Genomic DNA, 21,648 nt, shown 5'->3' with positions numbered 1-21,648 from the left:
CATCAACAAGCGCAAGTCAATCAGCATCAGAATCTGCATCAACCAGCGCAAGTCAGTCAGCTTCTGAGTCAGCATCGACAAGTGCATCAACGAGCGCAAGTCAATCAGCTTCTGAGTCAGCATCGACAAGTGCCTCAACAAGCGCAAGTCAATCAGCGTCTGAGTCTGCCTCAACAAGTGCATCAACGAGCGCAAGTCAATCAGCATCAGAATCTGCATCAACAAGTGCTTCAACAAGTGCAAGCCAATCAGCTTCAGAATCTGCATCAATGAGCGCAAGTCAATCAGCATCTGAGTCTGCATCAACGAGCGCAAGTCAATCAGCATCAGAATCTGCATCAACAAGCGCAAGTCAATCAGCATCTGAGTCAGCATCGACAAGCGCAAGCCAATCAGCATCTGAATCAGCATCAACAAGTGCAAGTCAATCAGCGTCTGAGTCTGCATCAACAAGTGCAAGCCAATCAGCGTCTGAGTCTGCCTCAACCAGCGCAAGTCAATCAGCATCAGAATCTGCATCAACAAGCGTGTCAGAATCAGCAAGCACAAGCGCAAGTCAATCGGCTTCAGAATCTGCATCAACGAGCGCAAGCCAATCAGCATCTGAGTCAGCTTCAATAAGCGCAAGTCAATCAGCTTCAGAATCTGTTTCAACAAGCACTTCTGTCTCAGTAAGTATCTCAATGTCAGTATCTGAATCAACAAGTATGGGTGACCCAGAAAGTAATTACAGACCAGATGTGAGCTTGAGTGAAAGCATATCAGAGTCACAAAGTGTTAATGTTTCCTTATCTGAATCTATCTCAGCATCAGTTGTAACGTCTACTTCAGTAAGTCAATCAACTTCTATGAGTACAAATGTTACAAATTCAGAAAACTCATCAACACCAACAAGTACGACAAGTCAAGAACAATCAACAGCTCAGCCTGTTTCACAAAGCACAGCTGCTAGCTCGAAACAGCTATTACCAAATACTGGTACAGAAGCATCTAAATCATCTGTACTTTTAGGAGCTTTGGCTGCTGTAACTGGTCTAGGTTTGTTTGCCAAACGTCGTAAACGTGACGATGAAGAATAATTGAGTTAAAAATACCTAGAGAGTATTCTTATCCCGATTTATAAAACTCCCTTAGATGATCTTCCATCCAAGGGAGTTTTTTCATTATGTGATTATTGCTTCCTATTGTTCTGTAGCGTAGTGAATCTATAGTATATTGAAGCTAGAATAGTACGTCACGATTGCTAAAACATTTCTAGAAATTAATCTGATTTTCCCAATCGATTTATTTTCATCTTATTTCAAGCTACTATACACCAAAAAACTCCAAGCGCCATACAATAAAGGTATTGAAGCCAATTGTAAAGTGGAAGTAGGAAATAGGATACAAAGACTTATAGTCAATTTCATGGAGATTTCATCAAGGTTTTTAAATGCTTTTAGAAGGAATCTATATTGCAAAATAGTGCTATTTTTGGTATGATTATGTATTAGATAGTAGAATATTTTTATTAAATTTAATAGTATGAAATGGTAGGTATTATGACTAAGAAAGTAATTGTTCTTGCAGCAAATCAAGCTTATGTGAGTTATTTAGAAACAACAATTAAATCGATATGTAGCCATATGAAGCAGATTAAGTTTTATATCCTAAATGAAGATATTCCAACGGATTGGTTTCAGCTAGTAGAGAATCATCTTGAAAAAATAGATTCAGAGATTGTAAATGTTAGATGTTCTTCAGCTATGTTTCAGGATTATAAACTTCCAACAGCGCATTTAAACTATGCTACTTATTTTCGTTATTTAATTCCCAATCATGTCGTAGAAGATAGAGCCTTGTACTTGGATAGTGATATGATTGTGACACAGGATTTATCAGATCTATTTGAACTGGATATGCAAGGTTATCCTCTTGCTGCAGTTGAGGACTTACCGACAACTTCGGATAAGTTTAACGCTGGATTATTATTGATAGATAATAAAAAATGGAGAGAGGAAGATGTTGTGAAACAGTTATTTGATTTGACTGCTCAACATCATCATGAGGTCTATGGGGATCAAGGAATCTTGAATCTCGCTTTTCAGGATAATTGGTATCGTCTTCCTCTGACCTACAATCTTCAAGTGGGGTCAGATAGTCAGCAATTTACACTAGGGGATATGGCTTGGTATGATCTTTTTAAAGGAAAACCAGCAGTTATTCACTATACTACAGGCTTGAAGCCATGGCATCAACATCATTTTAATCGATTCAGAGAAGAATGGTGGTTTTATTATGGATTGTCATGGGAGGATATTCTTCTTAGAAAATATCCTGCAAAAGAAGGATGGAGCGCTCTTGTTTCAAAACCACCTTATCAAACAGCTATTTACACGAATACCGTAAATTTGCATGAAGCAGAGAATCTGATTAAAGCTCTTCCACAAGTGAATTTTAATATTTTGGCCCACTGCTATTTTGCACCAGAAATTTTAATGTTGGAAAAGTATAAAAATGTAACCCTTTTTCCATGCTTTGATCCTTTGACGCATGAAAAAGTCTTCAATCAGTTAGATTTTTATCTAGATATTAACTATGAGGGCGAAATTTATAACATTATCCAAAAAGTAGTAGATAAGGGAATTCCTTTCTATTCTTTCCAAGCAACAAATCATGGACATGACATCTCTCACTATGTTTTTGAAAATCAGGATGTTCAAGGGATGATTCAGCATATCAAAAACTATTTGGATACCCTAGACAATAAGGAGAAGGAATGCAAACAGAACCATTAATCAGTGTTATCGTACCAGTCTACAATGTAGCACCTTATCTAGAATATTGTCTTAATAGTATTCAACAGCAATCTTATCAACAGTTAGAAATCATTTTAGTTGATGATGGTTCAACAGATGATTCATCTAGTATTTGTAAAAAATATCTAAATCAAGATTTAAGATTTAAGTATATTTATCAAGAAAACGCAGGATTATCAGCGGCACGAAATACAGGAATTGCTGCAGCAAGTGGAGATTATATTACCTTTGTAGATTCGGATGATTGGTTGGATACGAGTGCGATTGAAATACTTTATCAGAATTTGAAAAAATATGACGCAGATATTGCGGCAGGGAACTATAATATGTATAACGATAGTAAGCAAGAGTTCTCCTTTAAAGTTTTTGATAGCGATTATAGGGAACAAGTTTATGTAGATAAAGAAGTTATGTATCAGTTTGCTGAACAGGAGATGAAGGACATGGCCTGGGCGTGCTCTGTAATGAAACTATATAAAAGGGACTTATTTGAAGGTTTACGTTTCCCTCTAGGAAAAAATGTTGAAGATACTTTTGTCATATACAAGGTCTTTCTTAAAGCTAAGAGAGTTGTTCATGTGGAGAAGGCTATTTATTGGTATCGGGTAGGAAGAGAAGGTACCTTGAATAATGTCTGGACAGAAAAACGAGTTATGAATGAAATGGAAGCTTGGAATGAGCGCTTAGCCCTTATTGCAATGATGGGACATGATATATCTGGTCATAGTTATATTTATTATTGTCGCTTAACCCGAGCTCTTGAAATGATGGAAGAAGTTGGTTTACAAGGAACAGAAACCTATAGACGTGTGAAAGAAAATTATTATATTCGTTCAAGAGAATGGGAAAAGTAAAAAATGTTTGTAATTGCAAAGAAAACAGATGAAAAAGTACCGAAAATTAAGGAAATTTTTCAGAAATTAGAGAAGCCGTTAACCGTATTCTATGTTGATTGTTTTGATGATCTAGATCGTCTTGAACAAGGGGAGTTAACAGCGCTAACATACTTTCTAATGAAAGAAGAGGGGCAACCTCTCTTTTTTAACAATCTACCTCTGCCCCCTTACTGGGAGATAACGACAGATGGTTTAGAAGGCTATGTATATGATCAAGGTAAAAAGAAAGCGGGAATCCAGTTTCGTCAACCACAATCAGAACGTACTGTTGCGAGAGTTTACTGGTATGATGAAGAAAAATGTATCTGGATAGACTATTACAGCGCTTATGGTTGGAAAGTTTGTCGTGAGCTTTTAGATGAGGAAGAAAAGAGTATACTGAGAACGATTTACAACTCAGAAGGGAGAGAGCTTCTGGTAGAATGGCTACAACAAGATAAAATAGCTTACTTTGATTCGCAGAAGAATCCGACTATCTATCCGAATCGTCATTCTTTTCTCCTTAAAGTATTAGAAGAGATAGCAGAGAGAGAAGATATTTTAATTTTGGGAGAAGAGATTCTCTCGCTTCTTCCATCAAGCAAGAAAGACAATTACTATTATTTGGCAGATGATATAAGAGAGGCTGATAAGATTGCAGACCGAGTGAATCAGGTTCTGGTAATGTCCTCTAGAGTTTCGGATGTTTCTCCTTACACTCATTTATATGGTTTTGCCCTAGATAAACCAGTTCCAGTTAGACCACAAGCTATAATTGTTACGAATTCCGAATGGATAGAAGGTTTAGAACAATTATTGATTCAGTTCCCAGAGATTGATTTCCATGTGGGAGCAGTTACTGAGATGGGAAGTCGTATTACTAATTTATCCATTTACCCTAATATCCATATCTATCCTGGGATGACTTATCAACTTTTTCAAGAACTACTTGATAGAAGTAGTTTCTACTTCGATATTCAGTATGATATTGAAATTTTTGCCTCTTCTTTACGTGCAGTAGAAAAAGGTGTATTACTTTATACATTGGATAATCTAACTCATCACGAAGAATATAAACAATTAGAAACCTGTTACGATACAATAGAGTCTCTTATTCAGAATGTCCGCCAAGTTTTAGAAAATCCTGATAAGTATCATCAACTATCTAGAAATCAGGCTCAAATATTAGGAGTAGCTAGTTTAGAGGATTATCGTAGTTTATTTGACAGATGGGAGAGAAAAAATGACGGTTTATAATTTTAATCTACTCTTAGGCTTTGAAGCAAATGGTGTAGATGTTGCCCAAGCCCATCGTTTGCAGTTGTTTCGTAGTTTAGATTTAGATACTCGTTTTGTTTTTACTCAGTGGCCTCATTCTGATCAGTTAGATTATTTTTTATCAAAGGGTTATGATTATGAAGAACTTTTATTTGCCCAACTTCTTTTTACGGATCAACAGAGTGCAGCACCAACTCTTTCTCCAAATGAACTAGAAGAGCAACTAGGTTTAAATACTTCGCAAATCATTCATGAGACAACTTCAGGAAGAACTTATCAGTTGAACGAAGGAGAGCTACTTGTTTTCGTATATGACAAGAAAGACTTCTCTAAAGTGCAGTTTATTGAATATTTTTCAGGGGGATATTTACTCAAAAGAGAAACCTATGCCGCAACAAAATTAGTAACAGATTATTTCATTTTAAATTATCAAAATGGCCACGTTTTAGCTGAGTTAGGAAGACGAGTCTATCACAATTTAGATGGAAGTGTCGGACTAGAAGAAATTTTAGTCAATGGGAAACAGCGTTATTTGCTTCAGAATGAAAAATTAATAACACATGCAGAATTGATGGAAATCTTTGTTAAAAAACTTCAATTGAAGGCAAATGATATTGTGATTATGGATAGAGCTTCAAATATGGATTTTGCGCGTCCTTTATTGGAGCAAGAGTCAGGAGCTCGATTGGGATTGGTATTCCATTCGGAACATACTTTTGGAAATCAACCTTTTAGCTATGAATATTATTACCCTGTAAAATATGCTCATCGTTTTGATTTTATGATTGTTTCGACTGACCTACAGGCAAAAGTTTTGAAAGAATCTTTTGAGAAAGAGGGTAAAGAAGCACCTAGGATTTATGTGATTCCTGTAGGGAGCCTGAAACGCTTACACTATTCTGAGCAAGATAGAAAAACTACCAAAGTGATGACAGCATCTCGGCTGATATATTCTAAGCGCGTGGATTTAGCAATTCGGGCAGTCGCATTGGCTCATGAAAAAGGTGGAGATATTGAATTTTCTATTTTTGGACGTGGCATAGAGTATGATAGTTTGGAAAATCTTATCCAAGAATTAGGAGCACAGGAGTATGTTCATTTAATGGGCTATGCAGATTTGACAGCTCAATATTTGAATCATAGCATTTATCTGACAACTTCTTTATCTGAAACATTTGGTTTAACCTTGATGGAAGCGACTGGAGCAGGATTAGCTATGGTTGGTTTTGACTTGAGATATGGAAATCCATCCTTTATAAAAGATGGTTTTAATGGCTATCTAGTTTCTTTTGAGGATAAAAGTGATCAAGAAAGAGTAGAAGAAATTGCTCACATTCTCTTGAAAATGACTTCGCAAGACTTATCTAGCTATCAAGAAGCTTCCTATCATCTAGCAAGCTCATATTTAGAAGAAAATATTCTAGATTTGTGGAGAGAATTTTTTAGCAATGAGTCATCAATTTCTTTTTAAGAATGAAAAGGAGATGGAATCGTGACAGAATTAATAAGCATCATTGTACCTATTTATAACGTTGAAGAATATCTTAAAGAGTGTCTAGATAGTATCCAGAAACAGACCTACCAAAATTATGATTGTATCATGATTAACGATGGATCAACAGATAGTTCTAGAGAAATAGCAGAAACCTATTTAGTAGATAGCCGTTTTCGACTAATTAATCAAGATAATCAAGGCTTGAGTGCTGCAAGAAATACAGGTCTTAGGAATCTTAAGGAAGAGTCTTCTTTTGTGGCTTTTGTTGATAGTGATGATTATCTTAACCCCTTATTTTTAGAAAAATTAGCAGAACAGATCTCAGAAGATGTTGATATTATAGAAGGAACAATTCAAAGTTTTAAAGAAGGTATCTACTATAATCTTCTTCAAATTCATCAAGATAAGTTGGTTTTGACTACTGTAGAAGAAAAGTTAGAACAGCTTGTGTCCCAGGGGTTGAGGGGCAGTGTATTTCCCAAATTGTATAGAAAAAGTTTGTTAAACGACAACTTTTTTCCTCAAGGATTCATCTTTGAAGATTTAGCAGTTATTCCAGAGCTAGTCACTCTTTCAAAAAAATGGGTTAAGATACAGGATGTTCTTTATTACTACAGAATCCGAGAAAATTCAATTACAACGAAATCATTCTCTGAGAAAAATTTAGATATTTTTAAAATTATAGAGAAATTTGATTTATTCTTTGTAGATGCAGATCTCAATGCAAAGCTTTGGGCTGAAAGATTAAAATATGCACAATTAAATCATCAATATCAAACAACAGTATTAGAAGATAATCCTTATGCTTCGAAATACCAAGAAAAACTTGAAAAGTTGATGCTTCAAATAAAAAAATATGAGAAGAGAGAAGTGACAGGAGAGTTGATTAGTATCATTATTTCTGTCTCTAATACCGAGTCTTATTTACGTCAGTGTTTAGATAGTCTTTTTAATCAAACTTATATTAGTTTTGAGGTTATTTTGTTAAATAATAGCTCGAAAGATTCTTCGGCTGCTATCTGTCAAGAATATGCTGAGAAGGATAGTCGTTTTAAGTATTTTGAAACAGAACAGGATAGTATCTCTTCTTCTTATAATTTAGGAATCGAACGTTCGGGGGGGGAGTACATTACCTTTATAAAATCGGATGATTGGGTAGATTCAGATTATCTAGAACTACTTTATACTACTATGATTGAGGAAAAAGCAGATATAGTAGTTTCAACTTATAAAACTTTTAATACGAACACAGGTTTATTAGAGTATCATGCTTATCAGAAAGACTGTACAGAATCTGTATTCAATAAAAAGGACTTGCTTCTTGCGCTACCGAGGTTAGATAGAGATTCTTCCTTTAGCTATGTTTTTGGAAAATTAGTATCTCGTATTGCTTTAGGTAAGATTCGATTTAACGAAAGTACCCAGTTAGGAGAGGATATGGAGTTCTGGTATAAGCTTTATCTTCTTTCTGAAAAAGTGGTCTATCTAAATAGAGATACCTATACTCTCAGAAAATATAGTGATGTTCAGAACTATCTAAATCCAGCAATCGTTTGTAGTGATATTCAACAACGTCTACAGTTTATATCAATTCTTGCAGCAAAAAATATAGATGTAAAAGATTATATTGAAAATCTCATATTGCTTTTAAACTATAGAATTGGTTTTTTAGAAGGCAATTCATCTACATCTAAAGAGATGAGATGGTTAAAAGAAACCTTATTTCTACTAGGAGGGGAATAGTTAATGATACCAGATTTGATTAGCGTAATTGTTCCGATTTATAATGTTGAGAACTATATACGACAATGTTTTGATAGTTTACTTAATCAAACCTATCAAAATTTTGAAGTTTTGATGATTAATGATGGTTCTCCAGATAATTCAGCTTCTATCTGTCAGGAGTATGCGGCTAGAGATTCTCGTTTTCGCTATTTTGAAAAGGAGAATGGTGGTATTTCAACAGCAGTAAATTTAGGAATTGAACATTCACAAGGAGAATATGTTACACTAATGGACCCAGATGATTGGGCAGATAACGACTATCTTGAAGTTCTGTACAATGCTATTGTTCAAGAAGGAGCAGATGTATCGATTTCAAGTTATAAACGCTTTAATATGAGTGATAATAGCTTCTATTTTCATGCCTTTACTAAAGAATATGATAAAAAAGTTTTTACTAACAAGGAGTTTTTAGAAAGTTTACCAAATTTGGTAGCTTCAGACTATTCATTTTTTATTACATTTAGTAAATTAGTACGAAAAGAAATGATTGGTCTTATTCGTTTTAATGCTGACACTAAACTGGCTATGGACATGGAATTCTGGTATAAAGTATATCTTAAAGTGAATAAGGTGGTATTTGTGAATAGAGATACCTATACTTATAGAATACATAGTACATCAGCTGCAAATAATTTAACTGTTGAAAAACTTAAAAGTAGTATGCAACATCGTTTAGCTTTCATAGCTATCCTTGCTGCTCGAGGAATAAATATAGAGTCTTATGTTCAAGATTATATAGGACATTTATATGATGTAATGGCAGTTATTGAAAATCAAGGTTTAGAAGCAGATGAAACTTTAAGATGGATTAGGGAGATGATGTATCTTTTGACTTTCAAGAATGAAGAATAGTGGCTAAAACTGTCACTATATAACTATTTGCTGGATTGCTAGCATAAGAGAAATGGATAAATAGGAGATGAGAAGTGGATCAGGAGCTTATTAGTATTATCGTTCCAATTTTTAATACTGAAAAATATTTACATCAATGTTTAGATAGCATATTGAGCCAATCTTATGGAAACTTTGAATGTTTATTAATAAATGATGGTTCAACAGATGCTTCTGCTAGCATTTGTAGAGAATATGTTGCTAAAGATGCTCGTTTTCGTTATTTTGAAAAGGAGAATGGTGGCGTTTCCTCAGCACGTAATTTAGGAATCGAACGTTCGGGGGGGGGCGTACATTACCTTTATTGATTCGGATGATTGGGTAGAGTTTGATTATCTAGAAGTTCTGTATTCTGCTATTATTCAAGAAACTGCTGATATATCTGTGTCTTCTTATAGGACGTATGAAATGTCTAAAAATCGGTGGCTTTTTCATGCTTTTGAACGAGTGAAACATCAAAAAGTGTTCAGTAGGCAGGAATTGATGAACCAACTAGTATTTTTAGATAGTATTGATGGTTCTTTTAGGTTTGTTAGTTGTAAATTAGTACGTAAAAGTATCTTAGCTGGGATATGCTTTAATGAATCTACTCATTTAGGTGAGGATATGGAATTTTGGTTTAAATTATATCTAGTTGCTGAAAAGGTAGTTTTTTCGAATAGAGATACCTATGTTTATCGTAAAAATTTTACAATCTCAAAATATGCTACTTTGAAACATATTCGATCTGATATGCAACAACGCTTAAATTTTATCGCTTTTCTTAGAGCTAAAGGGATGAATACAAATAATTTTGTAAATAGTCTTGAGGTTGAACTACACCATATAAAAACAAACTTAGAACTTGATCAATTTGAACATAGGGAAGTGATAGGGTACATTGAAGAGGTTCTGTTGTTGCTAGAAGTGAATATAAATCCTTAAATCCATAAGATTGTTAAGAAAATTGAGGAGCAGGGATAAATGATAGAATTTTCATTTACCTAAGACGATATTTTATCATAAAATAGATATACTGCTGACTCAGTTTTTCATACAATAGAGGAGATAGAAGTATATTTTCTGAATGGAAGAAATGAGTTAATTCCTGAAAGATAATGTTTGAAAAATGAGAAATTAAAGTCTATGTACTCGGTGGATAAGACCTAGGGGAGAGTAGAAAAATTAGTAGTTATGAGCAGATTTTTTCTGCTTTTTTTGATATAATTATTATATTTGGGAATTAATACTCAATGAAAATCAAAGAGCAAACTAGGAAGCTAGCCGCAGGTTGCTCAAAACACTGTTTTGAGGTTGTGGATAAGACTGACAAAGTCAGGAACACATATCTACGGCAAGGCGAAGCTGACGTGGTTTGAAGAGATTTTCGAAGAGTATAAATAGAGTGATTTTAAAGGTTCTATTCCTTTATTCAACTATTGTTTGAGCTTGTATTTTTTAGTTAAGTTATTTAGTTTTAAAACAGCGTTTCCTAATAATAAATATGCATAAAACATAAGGTAGCCAAATTCGTTGATAAGGCTTGTTTTCTGTTTTCGTAGATATCTAGACAAGCATCCCTACTTGCAATGAGGGGGAAATAGTTACATTGTAATCATGTGTGGAAAGGGTCATTTATGAAAAATATATTTTCATCCATCATTTTAAAAAAACTGAGTATTAGTTTTTTTCTATTATTTATATATGTATTGGGTAGTAGAATTAGTTTACCTTTTGTTGATTTGAATAGTAGAGATTTTCTAGGAGGAACGACTGCTTATTTAGCATTTTCAACCGCTCTTACAGGTGGGAATTTAAGAAGTCTCTCCCTTTTTTCTATTGGGCTTTCACCATGGATGTCTGCTATGATATTATGGACTATGCTCTCCCTTTTTAAGGGACTTACTGGAGGTGGAAAGGAAGCGCAAGATAGACGACAGATGTACTTAACTTTGGTGATTGCTCTTATTCAGTCAACAGCTGTAGTTCTCAGTTTACCTATCCAATCATCCTATTCAACTGTACTCGTTTATATCTTAAATATCAGCCTCTTATGTGCAGGTAGTTTTTTCTTGATATGGCTGTCAGATATTAATGCTAGTAATGGTGTTGGAGGAGCGATGTTAATTTTGCTTACCTCTATGATTATTAATATGCCTCAAGATATTATTAATTCTATTCAGATATTAACCCCTCCTGCCTGGGTTGTCATTTTAATGGTTTTATTTGCACTTGTTTCTACCTACGTCAATGTCATTTTATATCGTGCTCGTTACCGTGTGGCGGTAAATAAAATTGGCTTACACAGTCGTTTTAAACGTTATTCTTATTTTGAGATGGCCTTAACTCCCGCTGGAGGAATGCCTTATATGTATGTTATGACCTTTATGACTCTGCCAATTTATCTTTTGATGTTACTTAGAATGTTTGATTCTCATAATCCACTCTATGCAACATTGATAGGGGAATTTACAATGGGGAAACCTTTGTGGATTTATACTTATCTTTTGATGTTGTTTGCATTTAACCTTATATTTGCTTTTATTAGTATGAGTGGAGAGCAGATAGCTGACTCTATGAAAAAATCAGGTGAGTATATCTATGGGATTTATCCTGGAGAGGACACGAGCCGTTTTATTAATCGATTAATTTTTCGATTTGCCTTTATAGGAGCCGTGTATAGTATTATTATTGCAGGGCTTCCCATGCTTTTTGTTTTATATGATGAGCGTTTTTTACGCTTGACAATGATTCCAGGTCTTTTATTTATGATGCTTGGAATGATTTTTATGGTTAGAGAAGAACTGATAGCTCTGAGACTAAATGAGACTTATAAACCATTAATTTAGGAGGACAGTATGTATTATTTTATTCCATCTTGGTATGGTTCAGGGCGACAGTGGCATGCGGATATTACACCGTGGTATCGTAGCTTCTTCAAACTAGAATTTGACGATACTTTCAATCAGATTCGTTTATTTCAGAGACAAGAAATTACCTCCCACCTAATGATATTAGCTTATCATCCTCATCTACGCTATTTTTTACATCGTCATGGTGTTTTAGAGGCATCTGTTTATTCTGTGTTTGATGACATGCAGGATTTGCACGATCCACATGTACAAGTGTTGAATATGTGGGATATTGAATGGGATAAAGAGTGTGAATTTCTCTATAGTCCCTTTGCAATCACTGTTTACAAACAAGGTAAACGGTATGCTCAGGTGGAGCATGGAACGGAAGGTTTCATAAGTGATATTCAATATTTTCATGAAAATGGTCAGTTACTTGAACATTATATAATGGATGATCGTGGCTTTGTGTCGAGTGTGATTTATTTTAAAGAGGGGGCGCCATCTTATCAAGACTATTTGAATTTGAAAGGAATTTGGCAATTCAGAGAGTATCTGCAAGAAGATGGCAGAGTTGAAGTGAATCCTATTTTTTCTTATCAATATAAAAAAACAAGTTATAAAAATATAGGGGAATTGATTGCGGAATTTTTTGAAAGAAGACTCTTGCAACAATATAAGGAGGATGATATTTATATCCTACCTTCTCACGACAAACATAATGAATTTGTTTTATCACGTTTACCAGAGAATAGTACGAAAATTTTGAGTCTTTTCATTGGCCGTAACCCTCAGGAAAGTTTAAGCGAATTGGGGAGTTTTTGTGAAAAGGTTGATTTAGTTCTAGTGGATAGAGAGGATAGTCTTCAACAGTTGCAGAACCTTTATCCTGAAAAAATTGCTAAATTTCAACATCTGTCTCCTTTTGATACTCGTTTAAGACTTGGAAAAAGTCAAAGAAAGAAAGAATCGATTATTTATTTCCATCTTAATTTTGAAGAGGGACTTGATGAAGAAGGGATTTATGAAGTTCTTTCATTTGTTGCTAAGACAGACGATACAGAATTAGTTTTTGGTACTTTTGCAGCAAATCAGGAACAAATGAGTCAAGTTGAAGAGTTGGTGCAAGATATGATTTCAGAACGTATCCATGTAGCTAATTTTGAAAAAGAATTAGATTATGGGGAAGCTGAGAATCCATTAGAAGAAAATGAGAATCAGAATTTACGTTATCAATTTATAAATATGTATGATGAGTCGGATTTGATTAAAAATTTAGAATATGTACGTTTGATTATTGATCTCAGCATTCAGCCTCATCTTTATACACAGATAGCTGCCATAAGTGCGGGAATTCCTCAAATCAATAGAATTAAGACAGTTTATGTAGAGCATTTAAAGAATGGCTATCTTCTTTCGGAAGTATCAGAACTTCACAAGGCTATGTCTCATTACCTAGATACACTCAAGGAATGGAATCAGTCGTTAATTTATACAATTGACAAAATTAAAGAGCATACAGGAAAGCGTTTCTTAGAAAAATTGCATTATTGGATTGGAGAAGTAACAAATGGTGAGGGAACATAAAATTTTACAAATAGGAATGGATAACTGGAAACACCATTATGATATTCCTGAAAATATGGATTGGTACTACTTCTGTCCAGATTCACCTCTTGCTATTCGCAAAATGATGGAGATAGATAAGATTTCAAGTTTTCATGCTGTTTTGATAGAAGATGGGCGTTATTTGAGAGATTTGTTGCCTTTTTCTAAAAACTTAGATCCTTATACAGTTTTTTATCCTCAAGATTTTCAATCAAATAATTCAGAAATTTTAGATTTACTAAAAAAACGTTGTGCAAGAGCTATTGATTTCTCCGAACCAGAAAAATTACTAAAAGATTTATCTACTTCTCTATTTGGTGGAGGATATGGCGATAAAATGAAACCCTCTACAATACAAGTTCACCATTCGTTTCAAGGAAATGTATCTTATCAAGGACATGAATATTTAGAATTAGAGGGAGATTTTGGTGAGGAGTTTTCTCAGGTAGTATATTGGAGTTATAATCTTACTGTAACACGTAGTTTACCGATTGAATTATGGCTTGAATATGAAAAAAATTCAGGAGTTGAGTTTAGATTTCGTGTCAAAAAGATCTTTGAAGGATCGATTGCTGATATTACAGAGGATCTTGTGTTTGAAGAGTCGGATTTGGCTTCTACTATTTTGATTGAGCAAACATATAATGCCTATTTGGCACTTTCTATCGAAGCAAGAGGAAAGGGAAAACTAAAAATTGGAAATCTTCATCAACGCTGGAGTAGAAAACAATTCGGTAAATTCGTTTTAGGTGGAAATACTCTTCATGATAAACAAAGAGATGAAATTAACTATTTCTTCCATCCAGGAGATTTTAAGCCGCCTTTAGCTATTTATTTTGCAGGATATCGCCCTGCGGAAGGTTTTGAAGGCTATTGGATGATGAAAAATCTGGGATGTCCTTTCCTTCTATTTTCAGATCCTCGTATAGAAGGTGGTGCTTTCTATATAGGAAGTGAAGAGTTAGAAAGTAAGGTTAGAAAAACCATCCAATATTACCTTGATTATTTAGGTCTGACATCTAGTGATTTAATTTTATCGGGACTTTCTATGGGAACCTTTCCAGCGCTTTATTATGGCTCTTTTTTTGAGCCCTATGCCGTTGTTGTTGGAAAACCTTTGACGAATATTGGAACCGTTGCTAGACGCGGTCGCTTGGATGCTCCTTGGATATTTAATACAGGATTTGATGTGTTGAACCATCAAACAGGTGGTCTGACTTCTGGGCATGCAACTGAATTGGATCAGTATTTTTGGAACTCTTTCAAAAGAGCAGATTTTTCAAATACAACCTTTGGACTGTCCTATATGAAGGATGAAGATATGGATCCTCAGGCTTACGAAGAGTTAGTGGAACATTTATGTAATACAGGCGCTAAGATACTATCCAGAGGTACTTCTGGTCGACATAATGATGATACTGGGGAAAATGTTGCCTGGTTTTTGCATTTCTATCATATGGTTTTAAAAACAGGATTTGGACGAGGTGAGGTATGATTATTAGACAGAGACCAGATATCAAATGGGGAGACAGACTGAATATGTATATTTACGGTACGAAGGTGACCTATCATTCTGATTCTCATGTAAGCATATATAATCCATTAGTTCCTTCAGGGACTAAAATTCAAGGTTGGATTTCGCATACGAACTATCAAGCTGCTCGAAAACAACCAAGCCTTCCATTGTTGAAAAGAAAACAAGAATATCAATTAATAATGAAATTTGACTGTCAACCTAAAAAAGGGGTGTACACATCAATTACATTTTTTGATCGATATGGCGATGTCATTGAAGAAAAAATTGAAAAAAATAAAAGATTCACGTTTATTTACCCTGAGGATGCCCACACCTATCAAGTTCATCTCTTAAGTGCTGGCTTTGAATCTTTGGATTTTTATTCTTTTTCTATTGAGGAGATTAATCGTGATTAAAGAGGTTTATCAGAGCTTTCAACTTAGAAGAGTTAAAAAAATTCTAAAAAAAATCAATGCACTAAAGCATAAGATGGAATCTTTGTCGGACCAAGAACTGTCTGCAAAAACAGTGGAGTTTCGCCGACGTCTGGCTAAAGGAGAAACTTTGGACGATCTCTTGGTAGAGGCTTTTGCAGTTGTTCGTGAGGCTGATCGTCGGATTTTGGGGATGTTTCCTTATGATGTTCAGGTAATGGGGGGAATTGTTATTCATGAGGGTAACGTCGCTGAAATGAGTACTGGAGAAGGAAAAACTTTGACAGCAACGATGCCTGTTTACCTTAATGCTTTAACAGGAAAAGGGACAATGGTGATTACCCCGAATGCCTATCTTGCCAAGCGGGATGCCGAGGAGATGGGAGAGGTTTACCGTTTTCTAGGCTTAACAATAGGAGTTCCTTTTGTAGAGAGTGGTAAAGATTTCTCTGTTGAAGAAAAGAGGGAGATGTATAACTCTGATATTATATATACAACAAATGGTAACTTGGGTTTTGATTATTTAAATGATAATTTAGCATCGAATAAGGAAGGTAAATTTTTGCGTCCCTTTGATTATGCGATTATTGATGAGATAGATGATATTTTGTTAGATAGCGCCCAAACTCCCTTAATTATCGCTGGAGCTCCTAGAGTTCAGTCGAATCATTATGGTATTGTTAATACTCTTATGACTACGCTAGTAGAAGGTGAAGATTTTATTTACAAAGAGGAGAAGGGAGAAATTTGGTTAACGAAACAGGGAGCCAAGGAAGCGGAAAGTTTCTTCGGAATTGACCATCTATATAATGAAAAAAATGCAGTCTTTGCTCGCCACATAGTATACGCAATGAGGGCTCATAAGCTTTATACAAAAGATAAAGATTATGTTATTAGGGGCAATGAGATGGTTCTTGTAGATAAAGGTTCTGGACGTTTATTAGAACAAACCAAACTACAGGGAGGACTTCATCAGGCAATTGAGGCTAAAGAGCATGTCAAACTTTCTCCAGAGACGCGTGCTATGGCTTCTATTACGTATCAGAGTCTATTTAAAATGTTCAATAAGCTTTCTGGTATGACAGGTACAGGTAAAGTTGCGGAAAAAGAATTTCGAGAGACTTATAATATGGCTGTTGTACGGATTCCTACTAACCGCCCTAAACAACGAATTGACTATCCAGACAATTTATACGTTACTTTACCTGAAAAAGTATACGCTTCCTTGGAATACATCAAAGAATACCATGCTAAGGGAAATCCCTTATTGGTCTTTGTTGGCTCGGTAGAGATGTCTCAGTTGTATTCATCGCTTTTGTTACGAGAAGGGATTGCTCATAATGTTCTGAATGCTCACAATGTGGCGCGTGAAGCACAAATTATCTCAGAGTCAGGCCAGATGGGGGCTGTGACAGTTGCCACTTCCATGGCAGGGCGAGGTACGGATATCAAACTTGGTAAGGGAGTTGCAGAACTGGGTGGTTTAATTGTTATCGGAACAGAGCGGATGGAAAGTCAGCGTGTTGATCTTCAAATCCGTGGACGTTCTGGTCGTCAAGGAGATCCTGGCATGAGTAAATTCTTTGTATCTCTGGAGGATGATGTTATTAAGAAATATGGTCCATCTTGGGTACATAAGAAGTATAAAGATTATCAAGTTCAAGATATGACACAACCAGAAGTTTTAAAGGGACGTAAGTATCGTAATCTTGTTGCTAAAGCACAATATTCTAGTGATAGTGCTGGACGTGCGGCACGTATTCATACCTTGGAATATGCTGAGAGTATGAATATTCAAAGAGAAATGATGTATAAAGAGAGAAATCGATTAATAGATGGTTCTCGTGATTTAGAGGATGTTGTGGGAGAAATTATTGATACCTATATAGACCAAGTAGCTTCTTCAAACTACGAGAGTCGCGAATTGTTGTTTCACTTTATCGTAACTAATATTAGTTTTCATGTTAAAGAACTTCCAGAAGATATTGATGTAACAAATAAAACTAAAGTTCGTTCTTTTATTAAGCAGATTATTGATAAAGAACTTTCTGAAAAAAGAGCCTTACTTGAACAGCATGATTTATATGAACAGTTTTTACGACTTTCCCTACTTAAGGCCATTGACTATAATTGGGTAGAGCAGGTGGATTATCTTCAGCAATTATCTATGGCTATTAGCGGTCAGTCTGCTGCCCAGAAAAATCCTATTGTAGAGTACTATCAAGAAGCCTATGCAGGCTTTGAAACCATGAAGGAACAAATTCGTGTGGATATGGTGCGTAATCTCCTGATGGGCTTGGTTGAAGTCACTCCTAAGGGTGAGATTATTACTCATTTCCCATAAGAAGAGGAATATATGACAATTTATAATATAAATTTAGGAATTGGCTGGGCTAGCAGTGGTGTTGAATATGCCCAAGCCTATCGTGCTGGTATTTTTAGAAGTCTAAATCTGTCTTCTAAGTTTATCTTTACAGATATGATTTTAGCCGATAATATTCAGCATTTAACAGCCAATATTGGTTTTGACGATGATCAGGTTATTTGGCTTTATAACCACTTTACAGATATTAAGATTGCGCCAACAAGTGTAACAGTAGATGAGGTCTTGGCTTACTTTGGAGGTGTGGAAAGTCGTAGAGAAAAGAATGGTAAGGTTTTACGTATCTTCTTTTCTGACCAAGATAAGTTTGTAACCTGTTATTTGGTTGATGAAAATAAGGATTTGGTTCAGCATGTAGAGTATGTTTTTAAAGGAAATTTGATTCGTAAGGATTACTTTTCTTATACTCGTTATTGTACCGAATACTTTGCTCCCAAGGACAATGCTGCAGTGCTATACCAACGAACTTTTTACAATGAAGACGGAACTCCAGCCTATGACATCTTGATGAATCAAGGGAAGGAAGAAGTTTATCGTTTCAAAGATAAGATTTTCTATGGGAAGCAAGCTTTTATGCGTGCTTTTATGAAATCCTTGAATTTGAGCAAGTCTGATTTGGTCATCCTTGATAGGGAGACAGGTATTGGTCAGGTTGTGTTTGAGGAAGCACAAGCAGCGCATTTAGCGGTAGTTGTTCATGCGGAGCATTATAGTGAAAATGCTACAAATGAGGATTACATTCTTTGGAATAATTACTATGACTATCAGTTTACAAATGCAGATAAGGTTGACTTCTTTATCGTATCAACTGATAAGCAGAGAGAAGTTCTGCAAGAGCAATTTGCTAAATACACCCAGCACCAACCAAAGATTGTTACCATTCCTGTAGGAAGTATTGATTCCTTGACTGAGTCGAGTCAAGGACGTAAGCCATTTTCATTGATTACGGCTTCACGTCTTGCCAAAGAAAAACACATTGATTGGTTGGTCAAGGCGGTCATTGAGGCGCGTAAGGAAATCCCTGAATTGACCTTTGATATTTATGGTAGTGGTGGAGAAGATTCTCTTCTTCGAGAGATTATTGCTAGTCATAAGGCAGAAGACTATATCCAGCTCAAGGGACATGCGGAACTTTCGCAGATTTATAGCCAGTATGAGGTTTACTTGACGGCTTCTACCAGCGAAGGCTTTGGTTTGACCTTGATGGAAGCTATTGGTTCAGGTCTACCACTAATTGGTTTTGATGTACCTTATGGTAATCAGACCTTTATAGAAGATGGGCAAAATGGTTATTTGATTCCAAGTTCATCTGACCATGTAGAAGACCAAATCAAGCAAGCTTTTGCAGCTAAGATTTGCCAACTGTATCAAGAAAATCGTTTGGCGGATATGCGTGCCCATTCTTATCAAATTGCAGAAGGTTTCTTAACCGAAGAAATTTTAGAAAAGTGGAAGAAAACAGTAGAGGAGGTGCTCCATGATTGAACTTTATGATCGTTACAGTCAAGAAAGTCGAGATTTACATGAAAGTTTAGTAGCTACTGGTCTTTCTCAATTTGGAGTGGTCATCGATGCAGATGGTTTTCTACCTGATGGTCTGGTATCTCCATTCACCTATTATCTAGGCTATGAAAAGGGAAAACCTCTCTATTTCAACCAAGTTCCTGTTCCAGCTTTTTGGGAGATTTTAGGAGATAATCAGTCTGCTCGTATTGAAGACGTGACGCAGGAGAGGGCTGTTATTCATTATGCAGATGGCTTACAGGCTCGTCTAGTCAAGCAGGTGGACTGGAAAGATTTAGAAGGTAGAGTACGTCAGGTTGACCATTACAATCGCTTTGGTGCTTGCTTTGCCACAACAACCTATAGCGCAGATAGTGAACCGATTATGACGGTTTACCAAGATGTCAATGGTCAGGAAGTCTTGCTGGAAAACCATGTGACGGGTGATATCTTATTGACTTTACCTGATCAATCTATGCGTTGCTTTGCAAATAAGGTTGAATTTATCATCTTCTTTTTGCAAGATTTAGGATTCGATAGCCATCAACTTATCTTTAATACGTTAGCGACTCCTTTCTTGGTTTCCTTCCATCACCCAGATAAGTCTGGATCAGATATCTTGGTTTGGCAGGAGCCTCTCTATGATGCCATTCCAGGAAATATGCAGTTAATTTTGGAAAGCGATGATGTGCGTACTAAGAAGATTATCATTCCAAACAAGGCGACTTATGAACGTGCTTTAGAGTTGACTGACGAGAAATACCATGCTCAGTTTGTGCATTTGGGTTACCATTATCAGTTCAAACGTGATAATTTCCTAAGACGAGATGCCTTAATCTTGACTAATTCTGATCAGATTGAGCAAGTAGAAGCGATAGTAGAAGCTTTACCTGATATCACTTTCCGTATTGCAGCGGTGACAGAAATGTCTTCTAAGTTACTAGATTTGCTTCGCTATCCTAATGTGGTGCTTTATCAGAACGCTAGTCTACAAAAAATTCAAGAACTGTATCAACTGTCAGATATTTACTTGGATATAAACCACCATAATGAATTATTGCAGGCAGTTCGTCAGGCCTTTGAGCATAATGTGTTGATTTTTGGCTTTAATCAGACAGTACATAATCGATTCTATATCGCCCCAGATCATTTATTTGAAAGTAGTGAGGTTCCTGCTTTGGTTGATGCGATTAAACTGGCCCTTTCGGATATTTCACAAATGAGTCAGGCACTTGGAAAGCAAGGTCAACAAGCAAACTATGTTGATTTGGCTCGATATCAGGAAACCATGCAAGTTGTTTTAGGAGGCTAACATGTCAGATGAAGATTTATTTTACAAAGATGTTGAAGGTCGTATGGAAGAGTTGAAACAAAAACCAATCAAGAAAGGGAAAGCAACTCGAGGGGAAAAGATTAGTCGGACCTTTTCACTCTTATTAGCTTTAATGATTTTAATTGGTTTGATTTCTACTTTGATAGGAATTTTGAGGTAGGTCGATGATTGAAATTTTTATTATTTTAACTATTCTTTTATCCCTTGCCTTGATTGTATTGGTAATTATACAACCTCGTCAAAATCAGTTGTTTTCAACGGATGCAACTAGCAATATTGGTAAGCCGAGCTACTGGCAGAGTAACACCTTGGTAAAGGTTCTCACCTTGTTGGTGAGTTTGGCTTTATTTGTCTTATTATTGATTTTTATGGTAATGACTTATAAATAGAAGGAAACTTCGGAGGTTTTAGGAGTTTCTCAAAGTAGCCAATGAAATAATAAGAAATGCTGTAAGAAGCTTGTTTTTCTTGTAAAGATCTACAAGGTTGTCGCTGTATTTCTGAAACTACCCTTTATTGTAAGTGATTAATAAGGACTGATATTCAAAAGTCTCCAGATTAGTGAACTCAAAAGTAGTTCCTAAACTGGAGATTTTATTTTTTGTACTCATTCTGTATAACTTCATAGCTCTACAAAATATTTTTATTGTCTTTGTAAAGATAGGTTAGAAGATTCGTTTCATAATTATTATACTCAATGAAAATCAAAGAGCAAACTAGGAAACTAGCTGCAGGTTGCTCAAAGCACAGCTTTGAGGTTGCAGATAAAACTGACGAAGTCAGCTCAAAACACAGTTTTGAGGTTGTGGATAGAACTGACGAAGTCAGCTCAAAACACAGCTTTGAGGTTGTGGATAGAACTGACGAAGTCAGCTCAAAGCACAGCTTTGAGGTTGTGGATAGAACTGACGAAGTCAG

General features: G+C 35.6%; 20 protein-coding genes. All 20 read left to right on the top strand.

Going from position 1 to position 21,648, the window contains the following annotated elements; genetic code table 11:
* On the top strand, positions 1 to 1,079 hold a 1,079-nt coding region (locus RWO85_RS07805), incomplete at its 5' end, for an LPXTG cell wall anchor domain-containing protein (RefSeq protein WP_314415148.1).
* Between the two features lie 462 nt (positions 1,080 to 1,541).
* A complete protein-coding gene (locus RWO85_RS07800) occupies positions 1,542 to 2,777 on the top strand; it encodes a glycosyltransferase family 8 protein (RefSeq protein WP_314415146.1) in 1,236 nt (411 codons plus the stop codon).
* Complete coding sequence (locus RWO85_RS07795) at positions 2,759 to 3,652, top strand: glycosyltransferase family 2 protein (protein ID WP_314415144.1); 894 nt, start codon at positions 2,759 to 2,761, stop codon at positions 3,650 to 3,652. The genes RWO85_RS07800 and RWO85_RS07795 overlap by 19 nt, the downstream gene beginning before the upstream one ends.
* Before the next feature lie 3 nt (positions 3,653 to 3,655).
* The gene (locus RWO85_RS07790; protein ID WP_314415142.1) at positions 3,656 to 4,930 is read left to right on the top strand and encodes a hypothetical protein; all 1,275 of its coding nucleotides are present in this window, start codon (positions 3,656 to 3,658) and stop codon (positions 4,928 to 4,930) included.
* A complete protein-coding gene (locus tag RWO85_RS07785) occupies positions 4,917 to 6,422 on the top strand; it encodes a glycosyltransferase (RefSeq protein ID WP_314415140.1) in 1,506 nt (501 codons plus the stop codon). The genes RWO85_RS07790 and RWO85_RS07785 overlap by 14 nt, the downstream gene beginning before the upstream one ends.
* 21 nt (positions 6,423 to 6,443) lie before the next feature.
* Entirely contained in the window at positions 6,444 to 8,189 is a 1,746-nt protein-coding gene (locus RWO85_RS07780) for a glycosyltransferase family 2 protein (RefSeq protein ID WP_314415138.1), read from the top strand.
* Between the two features lie 3 nt (positions 8,190 to 8,192).
* Positions 8,193 to 9,083 carry a glycosyltransferase family 2 protein gene (locus RWO85_RS07775; RefSeq protein ID WP_313970706.1) on the top strand — a complete coding sequence of 297 codons (891 nt, stop codon included), beginning with the start codon at positions 8,193 to 8,195 and terminating at the stop codon, positions 9,081 to 9,083.
* A 74-nt stretch (positions 9,084 to 9,157) separates the two neighbouring features.
* Positions 9,158 to 9,430: a glycosyltransferase family A protein gene (locus RWO85_RS07770; protein WP_314415137.1), complete on the top strand. Its 273-nt coding sequence runs from the start codon at positions 9,158 to 9,160 to the stop codon at positions 9,428 to 9,430.
* Positions 9,417 to 10,046 carry a glycosyltransferase gene (locus tag RWO85_RS07765; RefSeq protein ID WP_314415150.1) on the top strand — a complete coding sequence of 210 codons (630 nt, stop codon included), beginning with the start codon at positions 9,417 to 9,419 and terminating at the stop codon, positions 10,044 to 10,046. Before RWO85_RS07770 ends, RWO85_RS07765 begins: the two co-directional genes overlap by 14 nt.
* Positions 10,047 to 10,354: 308 nt before the next feature.
* Positions 10,355 to 10,480, top strand: coding sequence for a hypothetical protein (locus RWO85_RS07760; protein WP_313970704.1), 126 nt, complete (start codon positions 10,355 to 10,357; stop codon positions 10,478 to 10,480).
* Between the two features lie 258 nt (positions 10,481 to 10,738).
* Positions 10,739 to 11,950 carry an accessory Sec system protein translocase subunit SecY2 gene (gene secY2 / locus RWO85_RS07755; protein ID WP_314415135.1) on the top strand — a complete coding sequence of 404 codons (1,212 nt, stop codon included), beginning with the start codon at positions 10,739 to 10,741 and terminating at the stop codon, positions 11,948 to 11,950.
* A 9-nt stretch (positions 11,951 to 11,959) separates the two neighbouring features.
* Positions 11,960 to 13,540 (top strand): accessory Sec system protein Asp1, encoded by a 1,581-nt coding sequence (asp1, locus tag RWO85_RS07750; RefSeq protein WP_314415133.1) that lies wholly within the window; start codon positions 11,960 to 11,962, stop codon positions 13,538 to 13,540.
* Entirely contained in the window at positions 13,524 to 15,056 is a 1,533-nt protein-coding gene (gene asp2 / locus RWO85_RS07745) for an accessory Sec system protein Asp2 (protein ID WP_314415131.1), read from the top strand. Before asp1 ends, asp2 begins: the two co-directional genes overlap by 17 nt.
* Positions 15,053 to 15,493, top strand: coding sequence for an accessory Sec system protein Asp3 (gene asp3, locus RWO85_RS07740; protein ID WP_313970700.1), 441 nt, complete (start codon positions 15,053 to 15,055; stop codon positions 15,491 to 15,493). The genes asp2 and asp3 overlap by 4 nt, the downstream gene beginning before the upstream one ends.
* Complete coding sequence (gene secA2, locus RWO85_RS07735) at positions 15,486 to 17,855, top strand: accessory Sec system translocase SecA2 (RefSeq protein ID WP_313970699.1); 2,370 nt, start codon at positions 15,486 to 15,488, stop codon at positions 17,853 to 17,855. The genes asp3 and secA2 overlap by 8 nt, the downstream gene beginning before the upstream one ends.
* A 12-nt stretch (positions 17,856 to 17,867) precedes the next feature.
* Entirely contained in the window at positions 17,868 to 19,379 is a 1,512-nt protein-coding gene (gtfA, locus tag RWO85_RS07730) for an accessory Sec system glycosyltransferase GtfA (RefSeq protein ID WP_314415129.1), read from the top strand.
* Entirely contained in the window at positions 19,372 to 20,709 is a 1,338-nt protein-coding gene (gene gtfB, locus RWO85_RS07725; protein WP_314415127.1) for an accessory Sec system glycosylation chaperone GtfB, read from the top strand. The genes gtfA and gtfB overlap by 8 nt, the downstream gene beginning before the upstream one ends.
* A 1-nt stretch (position 20,710) precedes the next feature.
* Positions 20,711 to 20,890, top strand: coding sequence for an accessory secretory system protein Asp4 (gene asp4, locus RWO85_RS07720; RefSeq protein WP_314415125.1), 180 nt, complete (start codon positions 20,711 to 20,713; stop codon positions 20,888 to 20,890).
* Between the two features lie 4 nt (positions 20,891 to 20,894).
* Complete coding sequence (locus RWO85_RS07715) at positions 20,895 to 21,119, top strand: accessory secretory protein Asp5 (protein WP_314415123.1); 225 nt, start codon at positions 20,895 to 20,897, stop codon at positions 21,117 to 21,119.
* A 308-nt stretch (positions 21,120 to 21,427) separates the two neighbouring features.
* On the top strand, positions 21,428 to 21,648 hold a 221-nt coding region (locus RWO85_RS07710), incomplete at its 3' end, for a hypothetical protein (protein ID WP_314415121.1).

The organism is uncultured Streptococcus sp. (assembly GCF_963521865.1).
Taxonomy (GTDB): Bacteria; Bacillota; Bacilli; order Lactobacillales; family Streptococcaceae; genus Streptococcus.
This window is presented reverse-complemented; position numbering and strand designations above follow the sequence as displayed.